This is a genomic window from Cloacibacterium sp. Arc13 (assembly GCF_041431305.1).
GTDB lineage: Bacteria > Bacteroidota > Bacteroidia > Flavobacteriales > Weeksellaceae > Cloacibacterium > Cloacibacterium caeni_B.
The window spans coordinates 154,643-169,811 of the sequence record NZ_JASMRM010000002.1; the positions used below are offsets into that span (position 1 = coordinate 154,643).

General features: G+C 31.5%; 18 protein-coding genes. 13 read left to right on the plus strand and 5 right to left on the minus strand.

What is annotated here, in order from left to right:
- Nucleotides 1-8: 8 nt before the first annotated feature.
- The 8 genes from QO190_RS02630 to QO190_RS02665 all read left to right on the plus strand — a co-directional run bounded on the left by QO190_RS02630 (nucleotide 9) and on the right by QO190_RS02665 (nucleotide 8,264).
- Nucleotides 9-1,283: a TIGR00341 family protein gene (locus QO190_RS02630; RefSeq protein WP_371461280.1), complete on the plus strand. Its 1,275-nt coding sequence runs from the start codon at nucleotides 9-11 to the stop codon at nucleotides 1,281-1,283.
- A gap of 34 nt (nucleotides 1,284-1,317) precedes the next feature.
- Nucleotides 1,318-2,727 (plus strand): chloride channel protein, encoded by a 1,410-nt coding sequence (locus QO190_RS02635; RefSeq protein WP_371461277.1) that lies wholly within the window; start codon nucleotides 1,318-1,320, stop codon nucleotides 2,725-2,727.
- A 110-nt stretch (nucleotides 2,728-2,837) separates the two neighbouring features.
- A complete protein-coding gene (locus QO190_RS02640) occupies nucleotides 2,838-3,917 on the plus strand; it encodes a chorismate mutase (protein ID WP_371461275.1) in 1,080 nt (359 codons plus the stop codon).
- A 226-nt stretch (nucleotides 3,918-4,143) separates the two neighbouring features.
- Complete coding sequence (locus QO190_RS02645; protein WP_133159962.1) at nucleotides 4,144-4,617, plus strand: hypothetical protein; 474 nt, start codon at nucleotides 4,144-4,146, stop codon at nucleotides 4,615-4,617.
- 75 nt (nucleotides 4,618-4,692) lie between these two features.
- Nucleotides 4,693-5,619, plus strand: coding sequence for a ribosome small subunit-dependent GTPase A (rsgA, locus tag QO190_RS02650; protein ID WP_371461273.1), 927 nt, complete (start codon nucleotides 4,693-4,695; stop codon nucleotides 5,617-5,619).
- A 51-nt stretch (nucleotides 5,620-5,670) separates the two neighbouring features.
- Complete coding sequence (locus tag QO190_RS02655) at nucleotides 5,671-6,267, plus strand: alpha/beta hydrolase (protein WP_371461271.1); 597 nt, start codon at nucleotides 5,671-5,673, stop codon at nucleotides 6,265-6,267.
- A 77-nt stretch (nucleotides 6,268-6,344) separates the two neighbouring features.
- The gene (locus QO190_RS02660; RefSeq protein WP_371461269.1) at nucleotides 6,345-7,271 is read left to right on the plus strand and encodes a mevalonate kinase; all 927 of its coding nucleotides are present in this window, start codon (nucleotides 6,345-6,347) and stop codon (nucleotides 7,269-7,271) included.
- A gap of 99 nt (nucleotides 7,272-7,370) precedes the next feature.
- Nucleotides 7,371-8,264, plus strand: coding sequence for a UbiA family prenyltransferase (locus QO190_RS02665; protein WP_371461267.1), 894 nt, complete (start codon nucleotides 7,371-7,373; stop codon nucleotides 8,262-8,264).
- Here QO190_RS02665 and QO190_RS02670 read toward each other — a convergent pair.
- Nucleotides 8,261-9,343, minus strand: a complete 1,083-nt coding sequence (locus tag QO190_RS02670; protein WP_371461266.1) for an arabinogalactan endo-beta-1,4-galactanase — start codon at nucleotides 9,341-9,343, stop codon at nucleotides 8,261-8,263. The genes QO190_RS02665 and QO190_RS02670 overlap by 4 nt on opposite strands.
- A 3-nt stretch (nucleotides 9,344-9,346) precedes the next feature.
- A complete protein-coding gene (locus QO190_RS02675; RefSeq protein ID WP_371461265.1) occupies nucleotides 9,347-10,357 on the minus strand; it encodes an aldose epimerase family protein in 1,011 nt (336 codons plus the stop codon).
- Nucleotides 10,358-10,484: 127 nt separating this feature from the next.
- Here QO190_RS02675 and QO190_RS02680 point away from each other — a divergent pair, with 127 nt between their 5' ends.
- From QO190_RS02680 to QO190_RS02700, 5 genes are all read left to right on the plus strand, one after another.
- A complete protein-coding gene (locus QO190_RS02680; RefSeq protein ID WP_213189263.1) occupies nucleotides 10,485-11,477 on the plus strand; it encodes a pseudouridine synthase in 993 nt (330 codons plus the stop codon).
- A gap of 61 nt (nucleotides 11,478-11,538) precedes the next feature.
- Nucleotides 11,539-11,997: a DUF1569 domain-containing protein gene (locus QO190_RS02685; protein WP_371461263.1), complete on the plus strand. Its 459-nt coding sequence runs from the start codon at nucleotides 11,539-11,541 to the stop codon at nucleotides 11,995-11,997.
- Nucleotides 11,994-12,380, plus strand: coding sequence for a bacillithiol system redox-active protein YtxJ (ytxJ, locus tag QO190_RS02690; protein ID WP_371461261.1), 387 nt, complete (start codon nucleotides 11,994-11,996; stop codon nucleotides 12,378-12,380). Before QO190_RS02685 ends, ytxJ begins: the two co-directional genes overlap by 4 nt.
- Before the next feature lie 11 nt (nucleotides 12,381-12,391).
- Entirely contained in the window at nucleotides 12,392-12,970 is a 579-nt protein-coding gene (locus QO190_RS02695; RefSeq protein WP_069798412.1) for a Crp/Fnr family transcriptional regulator, read from the plus strand.
- A gap of 27 nt (nucleotides 12,971-12,997) precedes the next feature.
- Nucleotides 12,998-13,255, plus strand: coding sequence for a GNAT family N-acetyltransferase (locus QO190_RS02700; protein WP_371461259.1), 258 nt, complete (start codon nucleotides 12,998-13,000; stop codon nucleotides 13,253-13,255).
- Nucleotides 13,256-13,299: 44 nt separating this feature from the next.
- Here the strand turns inward: QO190_RS02700 and QO190_RS02705 are convergent, their stop codons facing one another.
- From QO190_RS02705 to QO190_RS02715, 3 genes are read right to left on the minus strand one after another with little or no spacing between them, the layout of a single operon-like run.
- Entirely contained in the window at nucleotides 13,300-13,956 is a 657-nt protein-coding gene (locus tag QO190_RS02705) for a 3-oxoacid CoA-transferase subunit B (protein ID WP_371461258.1), read from the minus strand.
- A 48-nt stretch (nucleotides 13,957-14,004) separates the two neighbouring features.
- Nucleotides 14,005-14,358 carry a four helix bundle protein gene (locus QO190_RS02710; protein ID WP_371461257.1) on the minus strand — a complete coding sequence of 118 codons (354 nt, stop codon included), beginning with the start codon at nucleotides 14,356-14,358 and terminating at the stop codon, nucleotides 14,005-14,007.
- A gap of 35 nt (nucleotides 14,359-14,393) precedes the next feature.
- Entirely contained in the window at nucleotides 14,394-15,095 is a 702-nt protein-coding gene (locus QO190_RS02715) for a CoA transferase subunit A (RefSeq protein ID WP_371481244.1), read from the minus strand.
- Between the last annotated feature and the right edge of the window lie 74 nt (nucleotides 15,096-15,169).

Consider the following 15,169-nt stretch of genomic DNA (forward strand, 5'->3'; position numbering starts at 1 on the left):
TCCATTTCATGTTTAGACTATTAGATTTACATAAAGGAGAAGAAAACAAACAAAAAGTTTTAGAAAACGTAAAAGATAATATTTCTTTTTCTGGTTCTAATTTATGGATTCTAATGGCTGCGATTCTTGTAGCATCTGTAGGTCTTAATGTAAATTCTACAGCAGTGGTGATTGGAGCCATGCTTATTTCTCCTTTGATGGGACCTATTGTAGGCGCTGGTTTTGCACTTGGTGTTTTTGATTTTGAATTACTAAAAAAATCATTGAAAAACTTGCTTATTGCTACCATTGCGAGTTTATTAGTTTCTACCATCTATTTTTATATTAGTCCTTTCAAAGAAGCTCAGTCTGAGTTATTAGCCAGAACATCTCCCAATATTTATGATGTGCTTATTGCATTTTTTGGCGGTTTAGCAGGTGTTATTGCAATAACTAGAGTGGAAAAAGGAAATCCTATTCCAGGAGTTGCTATTGCTACAGCTCTTATGCCTCCATTATGTACAGCCGGTTTTGGTTTGGCAACAGGTAATTTTAAGTTCTTTTTTGGAGCATTATTTCTTTATACAATTAATTGTGTTTTTATTGGGATTTCTACATTTTTAATTGTAAAATTTCTAAAATATCCATCGGTTAAATTTGTAGATTTAAAAGAGAGAAAAAGAGTGCAAAATTTGATAACTCTACTTTCGATACTTGTTCTTTTGCCAAGTATTTATTTTGCCTATTCATTATATAGAGAACAGGAATTTAGGATTAAAGCAGACCAGTTTATTGAAAAGGAATTTATAGAAAAAGGTAATACTTTGGTTTATAAAAAAATAAATTTTTTAAGTAATCCTCGAAAAATAGAATTGGCTTTCTTAAAGAGAAATTTTACTCAAGATGAAATAAAAAAAATGAACCAAAGTCTTTCAGAAATTGGTCTAAATAATACCGAACTTATTATTAAAGCGAATAATTATCAAAATTTAGAAGTTTTAAAAGACGATATTCTTAATGAAATCAATAAAAATTCTGAAAGAGATAAAGAATTATTGGCTTTAAAAAGTCAAACTTCATCTTTAGAAGACAATATGCAGTTGCTTAAAGAAGCTCAAGTTTTGTTTCCAAATATTAATGCGATAAATGTTTCTGAACTCAGTTTTGCACAAGGGGATTCATTGGTTGAAAAACCTGTACTTATTTATAAAGCATCAGAAAATCTTACAGATGAAGACCAAATAAAACTGAAAAACTGGATTGAGAAAAGACTTAATAAATCAAATGTAGAAGTTTATAAATAAATTTTAAAGCTTCAAATCATGTAAAAAATATTCAATGAATTTTCATTACAAAAGATTGTTGGTTCCCATTCGGAAAAATTTTATTGTAAGAAATCTACTTTCTTATTTTAAAAACGTATACCAAAGAACCACTTATGCCAATTCTACCCTCAAAAAGCAGTTTCTACAGTTTTTACCCTTTTTATTGGCTTCTTTTATCACTGGCTTTGTGGCTTTTTTGTACAGTAAAATATTTACCTTTTCAGAAAAATGGTCTCACGAAATTTTTCATCAGAATAAATTGTATATTTTCATTATCACGCCTTTGAGTTTTTTCATTTCTTGGTTTTTAGTAAGAACTTTTGCCAAATATTCAGCAGGAAGCGGAATTCCGCAAGTCATGGCTTCAGTAGAATTGTCAAAACCAAATACACATCATCTTGTTAAAAGATTTTTGAGTTTAAGAATAATCATCATCAAAATTTTAGCAAGCGCCGTAAAAGTTTTTGGTGGAGGAATTGCTGGAAGAGAAGGGCCAACCATACAAATTGCGGGTTCTATTTTTGTAGAAATTCATAAAAGACTGCCAAAATGGTGGGTGCCGATTTCTGAAAAAAATGTAATGATTGCAGGAGCTGCTTCTGGTTTGGCTGCTGCTTTTAATACACCGCTTGGCGGAATTATTTTTGCGATTGAAGAGTTAGCCAAAACTCATATTAAGTATATAAAATCTCCACTTTTTGTAGCAGTTATCATCGCTGGTCTTACTGCGCAAGGTTTTGGTGGTAGTTACTTGTATCTAGGTTATCCTAAAACCAATTACTCTGGTTGGCTGGTTTTTGTAGGAATTTTTATTACGGCTATTGTTGCTGGATATTTTGGCAGCAAAATGTGTAGCATCATCATTGCAGTGATGAGTTTTTTTGAGAGATTTAAGAAAAATTATCAACAAGTTTTTATCGTTTTTTTCTGTGGATTTTTTGTGGCAACTTTCATCTATTTTTTCGGAACCGAAGTTATGGGTTCTGGTAAAGAATTAATGGAAAGATTGCTTTTTACCTCAGATAAATCGGTAGAATGGTATTTACCTTTTTTGAGAATGAATGGTTTAATTGCTACTTTCAGTTTTGGTGGAGCAGGAGGCGTTTTTGCACCTTCATTAAGTTCTGGAGCAAGTTTTGGAGCGTTAATTGCTCAATTGCTACAATTAACAGGAGATAATGCTAATTTATTGATTTTAATTGGGATGACAGCTTTTCTTACAGGAGTAACCAGAGCGCCATTTACTTCTGCAATTATTATATTTGAAATGACAGACAGACATAGTATCATCTTTTTTCTACTGTTAGGAGCAGTTCTCGCTTCTTTGGTTTGTAATTTTGTAACAAAGAGAGCTTTTTATGATGTTCTGAAAGAAAAATACATCGAAAAGGTTCTAAATCAAGAAAATATTGAAAAAAAATAAAAACAAATAGTCGTAATTTTCTATATTTGAAAAATATTTCAAAAAAGAACATAATTGAACACGCTTATTGCGTGTTCTGTATTTTATAAAAGTTGTAAGAATCACGAAGTATGAATTTAAAAGATTTACAAAACGATTGGATTAATGAGTTCCCGAAACCATTAATTATAGCAGGACCTTGTAGTGCAGAATCAGAAGCACAAATGATGGAAACTGCACAAAGATTGAAAGAAAGTGGTGCAGAAGTTCCCGTTTTTAGAGCAGGAATTTGGAAGCCAAGAACCAAACCAAATGGTTTCGAAGGAGTAGGAGTTATTGGTCTTAATTGGCTTAAAAAAGTAAAAGACGAGTTTGGTTTCAAAACAGCAACTGAAGTTGCCAATGCACATCACGTTTATGCAGCTCTAGAAGCAGATGTGGATATTCTTTGGATTGGAGCACGTTCTACGGTAAATCCTTTTACCGTTCAAGAAATTGCTGTGGCGTTAAAAGGAACCAATAAACCTGTTTTGGTGAAAAATCCGGTAAATCCAGATTTAGCACTTTGGATTGGAGCTTTAGAAAGACTTTTAGGTCAAGATGTGAAAAACCTAGGCGTTATTCACAGAGGATTTTCATCTTATCAAAAAACAAAATATAGAAATTTACCCAATTGGCAAATCGCATTAGATTTTAAACACCAATATCCGAATATTCCAATGTTTGTAGACCCTTCTCACATTTGTGGTAGAAGAGATTTGCTTTCAGATGTTACTCAGGAAGCATTTAACGTAGGTTACGAAGGAGCGATGATAGAATCTCACTGCAATCCAGATGCAGCTTGGAGTGATGCGGCTCAACAAATTACGCCAGAAGTTTTGGCAGAAATGTTAGGCAATCTACAAATCAGAAACTCAGATATTTCAGGATTTGATGAAGAAATGGGCAAACACAGAGCTTTAATTTCTGATATTGACTTCCAATTAATAGAATTATTATCAAACAGAATGAAAATTTCTGAAAAAATTGGAGCGTTGAAGAAAGAGAATAATATCGCAATCTTCCAGCCAGACCGCTGGAAAGTGATTGCAGAATATGCCTCTGCAAGAGCCGAAGAATCTGGAATGGGCAAAGATTTTATAGAAAAAGTTTTCAAGGCGATTCACGAAGAATCCATTGAAGTTCAAAACAATATCATGATTGATAAATAACAAGAAAACACGCTGAAAAGCGTGTTTTTTTATTGTGAGAAGATTTCGTAAATTTCCAAAAACATTTATTCCAAAAACTTCTAGAATGAAGCATAAAAAATTAAAAATTCTAATTATAGTTTGGATTTTTGTAATCTTAATAAACTATTATTACATGCCATATTTTATTCTTCCACTTGTTTGGTTATTAAATGTTTTAGTCTTACTTGTAATTGTTTTAATTCAAATGATTAAAATTTTTAAAGAGCGAAAGAATATTTCAAGACAAAGAATTGTAATTTTTATTTCAGTTTCATTAATCACATTTTTCTCTTTTTATAAATTTTATGGTATTCCAAATTTATTTATAGAAAAACTAGATTGGATTATTTTAAAAGAGAAACGTAAAGATATTGTTTCTGATGTAAAAAAGGGAATTTTAAAATCTAATGTTAGTTGGAATAATGTAGTTTGTGAACTTCCTTTTGAGTTTCCAGTTGTTTCTAACGGAGGAAATGATATATGGATTTCTAAAAATAAAACCAATCAAAAATACACTGTAAAATTTTGGGTTTTTAGAAATTTCTTTGATTCACCTTCTACATACTTAATTTATACTGAAGATGACCAAAATATAAAATATTATAATGAAAAAATAAAAAATGACCCAGAAAGAAACTGGAAAATTGATAATAATTGGTATAGGATTTTTGGAGATTAAAATTTATTGAACACGCTGAAAAGCGTGTTTTTTTATTGTAAGAAGATTTCGTAAATTGCACAAAAGAAATTAGTTTTGAAAGGACTCATCACAAAATCTACAGGAAGTTGGTATCAAGTTTTAGATTTGGAAACTAGGCAAGTTTTCGAGGCGAGAATTCGTGGGAAATTTAAACTGATTAAAACCAGACTCACCAATCCTTTGGCTGTGGGTGATTTTGTAAAATTTCAATTGGAGCAAGATGATATTGCGTGGATTACAAAAATAGAACCTCGCAAAAATTATCTGATTAGAAAATCCGTGAATTTATCTAAAGAAGCGCACATTATTGCGAGCAATTTAGATTTAGCTTGTATTATTTTCACCTTGCAATCTCCAGAAACGTCTTTAGGATTTTTAGACCGATTTTTGGCTTGTTGCGAAGCGTACAATATTCCCGTTCTCATTCTTTTTAACAAAATTGATTTGTTGAATTTCGAAGAAGTGGAATTGGTTGAAGAATTGCAAACCATGTACGAAAATTTAGGTTATCAAACGTTGCAAGTTTCTTCTGCTGAAAAACTCAATTTAGAAAAACTTCAAGAAATTTTAAAAGATAAAACATGTGTGTTTTTCGGTCATTCTGGTGCAGGAAAATCTACTTTGGCAAATGCACTTCAACCTGATTTGAATTTGAAAACCAACGAAATTTCTGAAACGCATAATAAAGGAAAGCACACCACTACTTTTGCTCAAATGCATTTTTGGCATTTTGGAGGTGCTGTAATAGACACACCTGGAGTTCGAGAATTTGCAATGATAGACGTAGAAAAAGAAGAAATTCAACATTATTTCCCAGAAATTTTTGAAAAAGGGAGAGCTTGTAAATTCCATAATTGCAAACACATTAATGAACCAAAATGTGCTGTTTTAGAAGCATTAGAAACTGGCGAAATCTTGGAAAGTAGATATATCACTTATCTTAAATTGATGGAAGAGGCGGATGAGCAAAATCAGTTGTAAACTTTGATAAATACAATTTACATAATCAGCGGACTTGGAGCTGACAAAAGAATGTTTCAGAATTTTTCTTTTGAGGGTTTTGAAGTTGTTCATATTGATTGGATTTTGCCACTAGAAAATGAAACTTTGCAAAACTACGCTCTAAGAATTTCTGAGAATATAAAAGATGAAAATGCAATTCTAATCGGACTTTCTTTTGGCGGAATTCTCTCTGTTGAAATTTCAAAAATTAAAAAATTCAAGAAAGTTTTTCTTTTATCTTCTGCTAAAACTAAATCCGAAATTCCATTCTACTATATATTAATAGGTAAATTAAATCTTCTTAAAATACTTCCAAATTCAATTTTGAAAAGAGTTAATTCTTTAATTTATTTAGTTTTTGGAGCGAAAACCAATTTTGAAAAAAATCTTTTAAAAGTCATTATCAAAAATACGGATAAACATTTTTTGAAATGGGCTTTACATCAAATAATGAACTGGAAAAATGAAAATTATTCCGAAAATATTGTTCATATTCAAGGAGATAGTGATTTAATTTTACCACACATTTTTGTAAAATATGATTACCTAATTAAAGGTGGAACTCATTTTATGACATTGAATCAATCAAAAGAAATAGAGACCATTATCATAAAAAATTTGTTATAGATTTTATTGATAATCAGTATCTTTACATAGAAAAAGATTTTTTATTATCTTTGCATTACCAAACATAGAATAGATTAATGACGAACCCGTTATTTTACGCTAAAATATTGCTTTTCGGAGAGTACGGAATCATAGAAGATTCTCAAGGATTAACCTTACCGTACAGTTTCTACAAAGGCACATTGAAATTCTCTGAAAATCAATCTGATTTCGAGAAAAAATCAAACGAATCTCTATCTAAATACGCTCAATATTTATCTGAATTATATCTTCCAGAAGCTTTTAAAATTAATGAAGAAGCCTTCAAAAAAGATATTGAAAAAGGATTATTTTTTGATTCTAATATTCCGCAAGGTTATGGCGTGGGAAGTTCTGGAGCTTTGGTAGCAGCTATTTTCGAAAAATATTCTTTCATTAAATATAATCCGGAAGAAATTTCTAAAAATCAATTAAAAGATTTGAAAAAAGTTTTCGGAGAATTAGAGTCTTATTTTCATGGTAAATCTTCTGGAATTGACCCATTGATTTGTTACATGAACCTTCCGATTCTCATTGAAAACAAAGAAAGTGTAGACAAAGTTTCTATTCCAAAAGAAGAAGCTGGAAAAGGTGCAATTTTCTTGATAGATTCTGGTTCTGTAGGCGAAACTGGACCGATGGTTCAAATTTTCTTCGAAAAATTGAAAAATGAAGGTTTCAGAAAAACTTTGAAAGAAGAATTCATTAAGTACAATAATGCTTGTATTGATACTTTCTTGAACAAAGAAATGACGCCGTTTTTCAAACACTTGAAAGACCTTTCTAAATGGGCTTATGTTCATTTCAAACCGATGATTCCTACCAATCTTTACAACGCTTGGAAAAAAGGTCTTGATACCAATGCTTATTACTTAAAACTCTGCGGAAGTGGAGGAGGAGGTTATATTCTTGGTTTCGCTAAAGATTATGAAAAAGCCGACAAAATGCTAGAAGGCTTCAATAAAGAAGTGATTTATAGATTTTAGTTTTTGTAAAGTTGATGATTTGTAAAGTCGTTTAAAAAATTCTTAATAGACTATAATTCTACGACTTACAAATTAACGACTTCACGACTTTACAGTAAAATGAGTAACAATCCCATTCTTCATCGTTTATCTCAATTGGTGAGTTTGCTTTTAGGAGCGAGGATTTTTGTATTGGCATTGTTCACTTTTACGCTGTATGTTTCTACTTTTTTTCTTTTTAACCAAGAAGAAAGTCTCAGAAAATTTGTTTTCGATTATAAAGTTCACGGAATTATTCTCTGTGCGATGCTGAGTATTGCAGCTGGCGGAATTATCAATCGCTTTTATGACAAAGAAAAAGATGAAGTAGAAAAGCCATTTAGAAGCAGATTACAAAGTTTCTTAAAGGAAAAATATTTCTTGTACAGTTATATAATTCTCAATATTTTTTCATTGGGAATTTCGGCAATGCTTTCTTGGAGAATTCTTATTTTTTTCTTGATTTATCAATTTATCATTTGGTTTTACAGTCATAAACTGAGCAAAATGCTCATTATTAATAATCTTACTTTTGTGAGTTTAACATTGTATCCTTTTTTTGGATTATTGGTGTATTACAAGCATTTCTCTTATAAATTATTTTTAATGGCAGCGTTTTTATTTTTAATTATGTTGACCATTGATTTGATTAAAGATGTATTGACCAGAAATGTAGATAGAGTTTTTGGCTATAATACAATTGCCAATTTTTTCGGAAAAAAAGTGAGTTATATTGTCATCGGATTTGTGATTTTTGCAAATGTTTTGGTATCTATTCTGTTGCTTTTCTTCATCCCGAAAACCAATTATATGTTAGGTTACTTTTCATTAAGTATTCTTTTTTTCGTAATGATGAGTTTTCCTATTCTTACTTATCAAAAATCTAAATTATTTTGGGTAATCAATTTCTTTAGAATTTGGGTTTTTGTTGGCGTAATTTTCATGTTGATCAATGGCATTTTTGAAAGGTTTTAATCTTTATTAAATGCTTGAATTGCTTCTAAAGCGTTATTATTAAAATCCCAAAGTGCTTGATTTTCCCAAGTAGAGCCATTAGTTGCTTGGTTTCCTTTGAAGGCAACCCATTCTCCACCCCAATAACAGAATCCAGAACCATTCGGAACTGATTTTACCAATGATTTGAGGGCGAGAATATAATTTTTTTGACCAGAAGCAGTAGCATCATAACCTGCAACCAATTGATTGCTTTGTCCCACCACATTATTGGTCCAATCATTCCAACTTAGTGTAAAAGGATAAGAGGTTTCTGCTAAAATGATTTTTTTATTGTACGTTTGGCTTAGTGTAGTGAGCTTGGTTTTTAAATCAGTTAAAGAAGTTCCATGATATACAGGATAATAAGAAATGCCTATATAATCATAATTTAGATTTTTTACTTTATTAAAATACCAATCTGCTGAATTAGAAATTCCTGCAAAATGCAACATGATTTTAGTAGCACTATTGGCTGTTTTCACACTTGAAATAGCAGTATTTGTCAATTCTAAATACTGTGTTTCATTGGTAGAAAGTTTTCCTTCTGGCCAAAGAAATCCATCATTGGTTTCATTTCCTATTTGTATAATTTCGGGTTTTATTTCGGTAACTATTTGTGTAGTGTAAACGCTTACTGCAGATTTTAAATCAGAAAAACTTAAATTTTGCCAAGCTACAGGTTTCGTTTGATTGCCTGGATCTGCCCAAGTATCAGAATAATGTACGGTGAGCCAAACTTTCATTCCGTGATTTTTGACTTTGGTTGCCAGTTGTTTTACTTCTGATAAATTAGAATGACCGTTAGTAGGATTATTCCAAAGACGAATTCTAATGTAATTTACTCCAGCGTTTTTTAAAGTAAGCAATGGGTCTTGCACAGTATTATTGTACTTAAAAGAAACTCCTGCTGCTTCTATTTCTGGTAAAAATGATAGGTCTGCAGCTCTAATAAAACTATCTTCTGTAGGAATTGGATTAGGAGCAGGTTCTGGACTGTCGCCACCAGAACTACAAGAAATAATTGCTAATGTTAAAAAACAGAAAATTAACTTTTTCATTTTCTACGAAATTATAAATTGGAAAGTAGTGTTCTGATGATATGTTTCGCCTTTTCTTAAAATAGCATTCGGGAAATCTTCGTGATTAGGAGCATCTGGAAAAACTTGAGTTTCAAAACAAATTCCGCTTTCTGTGTGATATTCTACCGATTCTTTATTTTGAAGTTCATCAGAAGTTTTTCCGCCTACGTATATTTGTGCCGCAGGTTGGTCTGTGTAAACCTTCATGGTTAAACCATTTTTCACACTCTCTAAAAGAACTGCAGGTTCTGTATTGTTCTTTAAAACAAAACAATGGTCTATTCCAGCCACTACATTTTTAGAACTTCTGAAATCAAAAGCGTGGTTTTCCATAGGAATGAAATTTCCTGTAGGAATGTTTTCGGTATCTAATTCTAAGAATTTTTCAGCATTGATTTGTAATTTTTGGTCAAGAGTATTTCCTGAAATTCCATCAAGGTTAAAATAAGCGTGATTGGTGAGGTTTAGAAGAGTATCTTCTGTAGTAGTTGCTTTATAATTGATATTTAATTCGTTTTCGTCTGTTAAAGTATAAGCTACTTCTATGGTAACATCTCCAGGATAAAATTCGTTGGCTTTGCTTAGATAATAAAAGGTTAGTGTATTGGTTTCTTTATTGTAGTTTTCAAAATTCCATGCGACGTTGCTTAATTGGTATTTTCCGCCGTGTAAATGGTGTTTCCCGTGATTTTGGTCTAGTTGAATGGTTTTTCCGTTCAGTTGAAATTGTGCATTTTTAATTCTTCCTGCAAATCTTCCTACCACTGCATTAAAATATGGAGAAGCACCAATTTCGAATGCTTTTATATATTCATCAATCGAATGGAATCCTAAAACGACGTCTATTTTACCATTTTTGGTAGGAACATAGAGCGAAAGTAGTGTTGCACCATAATTAGTGATGTTTGCTTCTACACCATTTTTATTAGAAATTTTGTATAATGATATATTGTTTTTGACTGATGTAATAATTACATTATTTTTAGAGAGCATAAATATTTTTAAGATTTCAAAATTAAGTATTAGTTTGATTAAATTCTTTTTTTTGGTGAAAAATCATAATGATTTATGACAAAAATGTTAAAACTTATTTTTGTACCTTTGCAAAAATTTATTATTTATGAGCAGAGAAAGAAATTCAGGAAAAAGTAACAATAGAAATTCTGAGAGGAGACCTTCCTCACCTAAAAGCTCAAAACCTTCATTTGATAAACCAAAGAGAACCAGAGGAACGGACACTCCAAAAAGAGGTGGCGAGAAAACTTTTGATTCTAGAGAAAAATATGTAAAAGGTGATTTGAAATTAAGCAAAAAGCCTTTCAAAAAATTTGAAAAAGACGAAGACAAAGCAAAATCTTTCGTTCAAAAAAGACGACTAGAAAAATTAGCAAAGTCTGAGAACAAAGAAACCATTCGTTTAAATAAATACATTGCCAATTCTGGAATTTGTAGCAGAAGAGAAGCGGATGAATTAATTACTCAAGGTTTGGTAGAAGTTAATGGTAAAGTAATTTCAGAATTAGGTTACCAAGTACAAAAAACAGATAGAGTAGTTTTTGACGGACAAGGAATTACGCCAGAAAAACCAGTGTATGTTTTGCTAAATAAACCAAAAGGTTATATTTCTACAACTAAGGACGAAAAAATGCGCAAAACCGTAATGGATTTAGTGGCAAATGCTTCGCCATATCGTTTATTTCCTGTTGGTAGATTAGACAGAAGTACTACTGGAGTTATTCTTTTGACGAATGATGGACACATGACTAAAAAATTGACGCATCCATCTTTTAACATGAAAAAAATCTATCACGTAACGCTTGATAGAAAAATCTCTAAAGAGGATATGCAAGCTATTGCAGACGGAATTAGATTAGAAGAAGGTGTAGCAGAAGTAGATGCGATTTCTTACATCGATGGAAAACCTAAAAATGAGGTGGGAATAGAAATCCACATCGGATGGAATAGAGTAGTTCGTAGAATTTTCCAGAAAATGGGCTACGAAGTAGAAGCGCTAGACAGAGTAATGTTTGCGGGACTTACCAAGAAAAATGTAAAAAGAGGTTACTGGCGAATTCTTACAGATTTAGAAGTCAACAACCTAAAAATGTTGTAAGAAAATAAAGAAATTATAGAGCGTTTTATAACGCTCTTTTTTATTTTTTTGCGTTAAAAAAGTGAGAAAATCTTTACACAATCTTTCAGACGTAAACGAAGTTATCAATAGAATACATCTTCTACATGAGAATTCTCCTAGAAAATGGGGAAGCATGAATGTCTCACAAATGATGGTGCATTGTGCTAAAATCTTAGAAGTTCCCAATAAAAATTTACAACTGAGACATCCTCATTTTCTGATTAGGCTTATTGGGGTAGTAACCAAGTACGAACTCAGAATTTTCAATAACGGAATTCCACATAATATGCCTACTTTCAAAGAAGTGATAGTAAACGAAACCTGTGATTTTCTAGAAAGTAAAAAATATTTATTAACAACTTTAGATGAATATGTTTGGAATGCATCACAAAATAATTTACCCAAAACTCACCAATTATTCGGGAAAATGACGAAATTTGACTGGGGATTTTTAGAGTATAAACATCTTCATCATCATTTAAAACAATTTAATGTATGAGTATTTTTAACAATTTATTTGGCGGAAATTCTAATGGTTCTTCTCTGAAAGAGTTTTGGAATGAAATACAGTCTTCAGAAGATTTAGAAACTGCAATAGAAGCATCAAAACTAGGAATAGTAGTGATTTTCAAACATTCTACCAGATGCATGATTAGCAAAACGGTTCTTAGAAATTTTGAAAGACAAATAGAGTCAGAATCTGTTGACTTGCCAAAATTTTATTATTTAGATTTATTAAACCATCGAGATATTTCTAATGAAATTGCCCAAAAATTTTCGGTGGTTCATCAGAGTCCACAAATTGTAGTCATAGAAAACGGTCAAGCTATTCATCATGCTTCACATGATAATATTGATTTAAGTCTTATCTTAGCATTATAAAAACAAAACAATTGGAAAATTTTCAATTTCAAATTTCTAGATTACTTGATGCTCCTATAGAAGTTGTACAGTTTTGTAGTGAGAAAATCAAAGTTAAAAATGTACAAAAAGGCGAGTTTTTCTTACAACCCGGCGAAGTATGTAATGATACATTTTTTGTGAATAAAGGTTTACTAAGAATGTACAGTATTGATAAAAATGGTAAAGAACATATCTTGCATTTTGCTCCAGAAAACTGGATTTTAGTAGACAGAAGTAGTCTTTATCTTAATCAACCTTCAGATTATTACATAGATGCGGTAGAACCTTCAGAAGTTTTGGTGCTTTCGCCAGAATATTTTGATTTTTTAGCTGAAAATCAACCTTCAGTTATTGCAAAACAGAATGTTCTTTTGCACAAACATGTAAGCAGTCTGCAGAGAAGGATTACCCAATTATTGGGAGCCACTGCAGAAGAAAGATATGTAGATTTTTTGAAGACTTATCCTAATATTTTTGAAAGAGTTCCACAATGGATGGTGGCGTCTTATTTAGGAATTACCCCAGAAAGTTTGAGCCGTGTGAGAAAAGAATTGGTACGGAAAAAATAATTTTCTATATTTATCAAAAAAACACAAATGGAATTTAGTAAATTGGTCAAAGGATTCGAAGTCTCTGAAGAAGGGCATAAAATCGGACATATCGAGTTTAATATTGTAAATGGAGTGATGAAAATTACTCATACTGAAGTAGATAAAATACATTCTGGTAAGGGAATTGCCAAAGAATTGGTGAAAATTGCTGTAGAATATGCAAGGCATAAAAACCAAAAAGTGAAACCACTTTGTTCTCTTGCATCACATGTCCTGAAAAAGATGATTATTCTGATATTGTAGAATAAAAAAGGAACTTCAATTGAAGTTCCTTTAGTTTTTTATTTTTAGAAAACCATTTCAGGTACATTTTCGTCTATAATTAATTTTCCAGCAGTTGCTTTTTTGATATCGTTTACAGAAACTCCAGGAGCTCTTTCTAAGCAATGAAATGCGCCATCTTTTACTTCGTAAACGCCTAATTCTGTAACAATTTTTTTAATACATTTCACTCCAGTTAAAGGCAAAGTACATTCTGGTAAAAGTTTGCTTTCGCCATGTTTGTTCACTTGTTGCATCGCTACGATAATGTTTTTCGCCGAAGCAACTAAATCCATTGCGCCGCCCATTCCTTTTACCATTTTTCCAGGAATTTTCCAATTGGCTATGTCTCCATTTTCAGAAACTTCCATAGCGCCAAGAATCGTTAAGTCAACTTTTTGAGCTCTAATCATTCCAAAACTTGTTGCGCCATCAAAAATAGATGCACCTTTTAATAAGGTAACGGTTTGTTTTCCTGCATTAATAAGGTCTGCATCTTCATCGCCATCGAAAGGAAATGGTCCCATTCCCAGAATTCCGTTTTCAGATTGTAGCACTACATTAAAACCTTCTGGAATGTAATTCGCTACCAATGTAGGAATACCAATTCCTAAATTTACATACGTGTTGTTTTTTATTTCTCTTGCAATTCTCATTGCAATTTGTTCTTTTGTTAAAGCCATGATGATTAATTTGAAAATTTGAACATTTTAAAATTTGAAAATGATTAATTACGTTCCTTTACTTGTGGAAATTATTTTTGATAAAATATAAATTAATGATTTTAAATCTTTATTAAGTTTTTCATTTGGGGTTGGTAAATAAATTGATTTTTCACACAATTGAAGCCAATATTCAGTTTCATCTGCTTCTTTTGCTGCAATTTTCATTTTGTGGATAAAATCATTTTTGCTCTCTGCGTTTTGCGCTTCTCTTATATTTGCACCAATAGAAGTCCCAGCTCTGAAAATTTGGTCAGCTAATGAAAATTTTTTCTTTTCCGTTATCATTTCAGAAAACTCAATAATATCTAATGCAAAATCAAAAAATTTTTCAACAATTATATTTTGTTTATCGTTTCTCATAATTAAAATTTTCAAATTAACTCATTTTCAAATTTTCAAATTTTAGAACGAACAGTTCTCTGTTCAATACGCTTTTCATAATTTTCACCTTGGAAAATTCTATGAACATAAATTCCTGGAGTGTGAATTTGGTCTGGGTCTAGTTCGCCAGCTTCTACTAATTCTTCTACTTCTGCAATGGTAATTTTACCAGCCATCGCCATCATTGGATTAAAATTTCTAGCGGTAGAACGATAAATGAGATTTCCTGCAGTATCGCCTTTCCAAGCTTTTACAATCGCGAAATCTGCGTCAAAAGCATATTCTAACAAATAATCTTTTCCATTAAAATTTCTCACTTCTTTTCCTTCTGCAACTTCTGTTCCTACACCAGCTGGAGTGAAAATTGCGGGCATTCCGTAACCTGCAGCCATACAGCGAGTTGCTAAAGTTCCTTGAGGAATCAACTCAACTTCTAATTCTCCAGAAAGCAATTGACGCTCGAATTCAGCGTTTTCGCCCACGTAAGAAGAAATCATTTTCTTGATTTGCTTTTTTTGCAATAATAAACCCAACCCGAAATCATCTACACCAGCATTATTAGAAATACAAATAAGGTTTTTAACTCCCTTTTTTACGAGTTCGGCGATAGAATTTTCAGGAATTCCGCATAAACCGAAACCACCGAGCATAATAGTAGCGCCGTCTTGAATATCAGCACAAGCTTCTGTTACGTTTTTTACTGTTTTATTAATCATTAGATTTTTCTTTTGCTCTAAAATACAAATTTTTTGAAATCTAAAATAAAAAACGCTTCCAAGTTCTAATCCCT

Excerpts from the sequence above, each read along its gene's own strand:
- QO190_RS02645 (WP_133159962.1), top strand. The coding sequence starts at position 4,144 with ATGATTAAAATTTTTAAAGAGCGAAAGAATATTTCAAGACAAAGAATT.
- QO190_RS02630 (WP_371461280.1), top strand. The coding sequence starts at position 9 with ATGTTTAGACTATTAGATTTACATAAAGGAGAAGAAAACAAACAAAAA.
- QO190_RS02640 (WP_371461275.1), top strand. The coding sequence starts at position 2,838 with ATGAATTTAAAAGATTTACAAAACGATTGGATTAATGAGTTCCCGAAA.
- QO190_RS02705 (WP_371461258.1), bottom strand. The coding sequence starts at position 13,956 with ATGGCTTTAACAAAAGAACAAATTGCAATGAGAATTGCAAGAGAAATA.
- QO190_RS02635 (WP_371461277.1), top strand. The coding sequence starts at position 1,318 with ATGAATTTTCATTACAAAAGATTGTTGGTTCCCATTCGGAAAAATTTT.
- QO190_RS02700 (WP_371461259.1), top strand. The coding sequence starts at position 12,998 with ATGGAATTTAGTAAATTGGTCAAAGGATTCGAAGTCTCTGAAGAAGGG.
- QO190_RS02710 (WP_371461257.1), bottom strand. The coding sequence starts at position 14,358 with ATGAGAAACGATAAACAAAATATAATTGTTGAAAAATTTTTTGATTTT.
- QO190_RS02715 (WP_371481244.1), bottom strand. The coding sequence starts at position 15,095 with ATGATTAATAAAACAGTAAAAAACGTAACAGAAGCTTGTGCTGATATT.
- ytxJ (WP_371461261.1), top strand. The coding sequence starts at position 11,994 with ATGAGTATTTTTAACAATTTATTTGGCGGAAATTCTAATGGTTCTTCT.
- QO190_RS02655 (WP_371461271.1), top strand. The coding sequence starts at position 5,671 with ATGTTTCAGAATTTTTCTTTTGAGGGTTTTGAAGTTGTTCATATTGAT.
- QO190_RS02675 (WP_371461265.1), bottom strand. The coding sequence starts at position 10,357 with ATGCTCTCTAAAAATAATGTAATTATTACATCAGTCAAAAACAATATA.
- QO190_RS02660 (WP_371461269.1), top strand. The coding sequence starts at position 6,345 with ATGACGAACCCGTTATTTTACGCTAAAATATTGCTTTTCGGAGAGTAC.
- QO190_RS02665 (WP_371461267.1), top strand. The coding sequence starts at position 7,371 with ATGAGTAACAATCCCATTCTTCATCGTTTATCTCAATTGGTGAGTTTG.
- QO190_RS02680 (WP_213189263.1), top strand. The coding sequence starts at position 10,485 with ATGAGCAGAGAAAGAAATTCAGGAAAAAGTAACAATAGAAATTCTGAG.
- QO190_RS02670 (WP_371461266.1), bottom strand. The coding sequence starts at position 9,343 with ATGAAAAAGTTAATTTTCTGTTTTTTAACATTAGCAATTATTTCTTGT.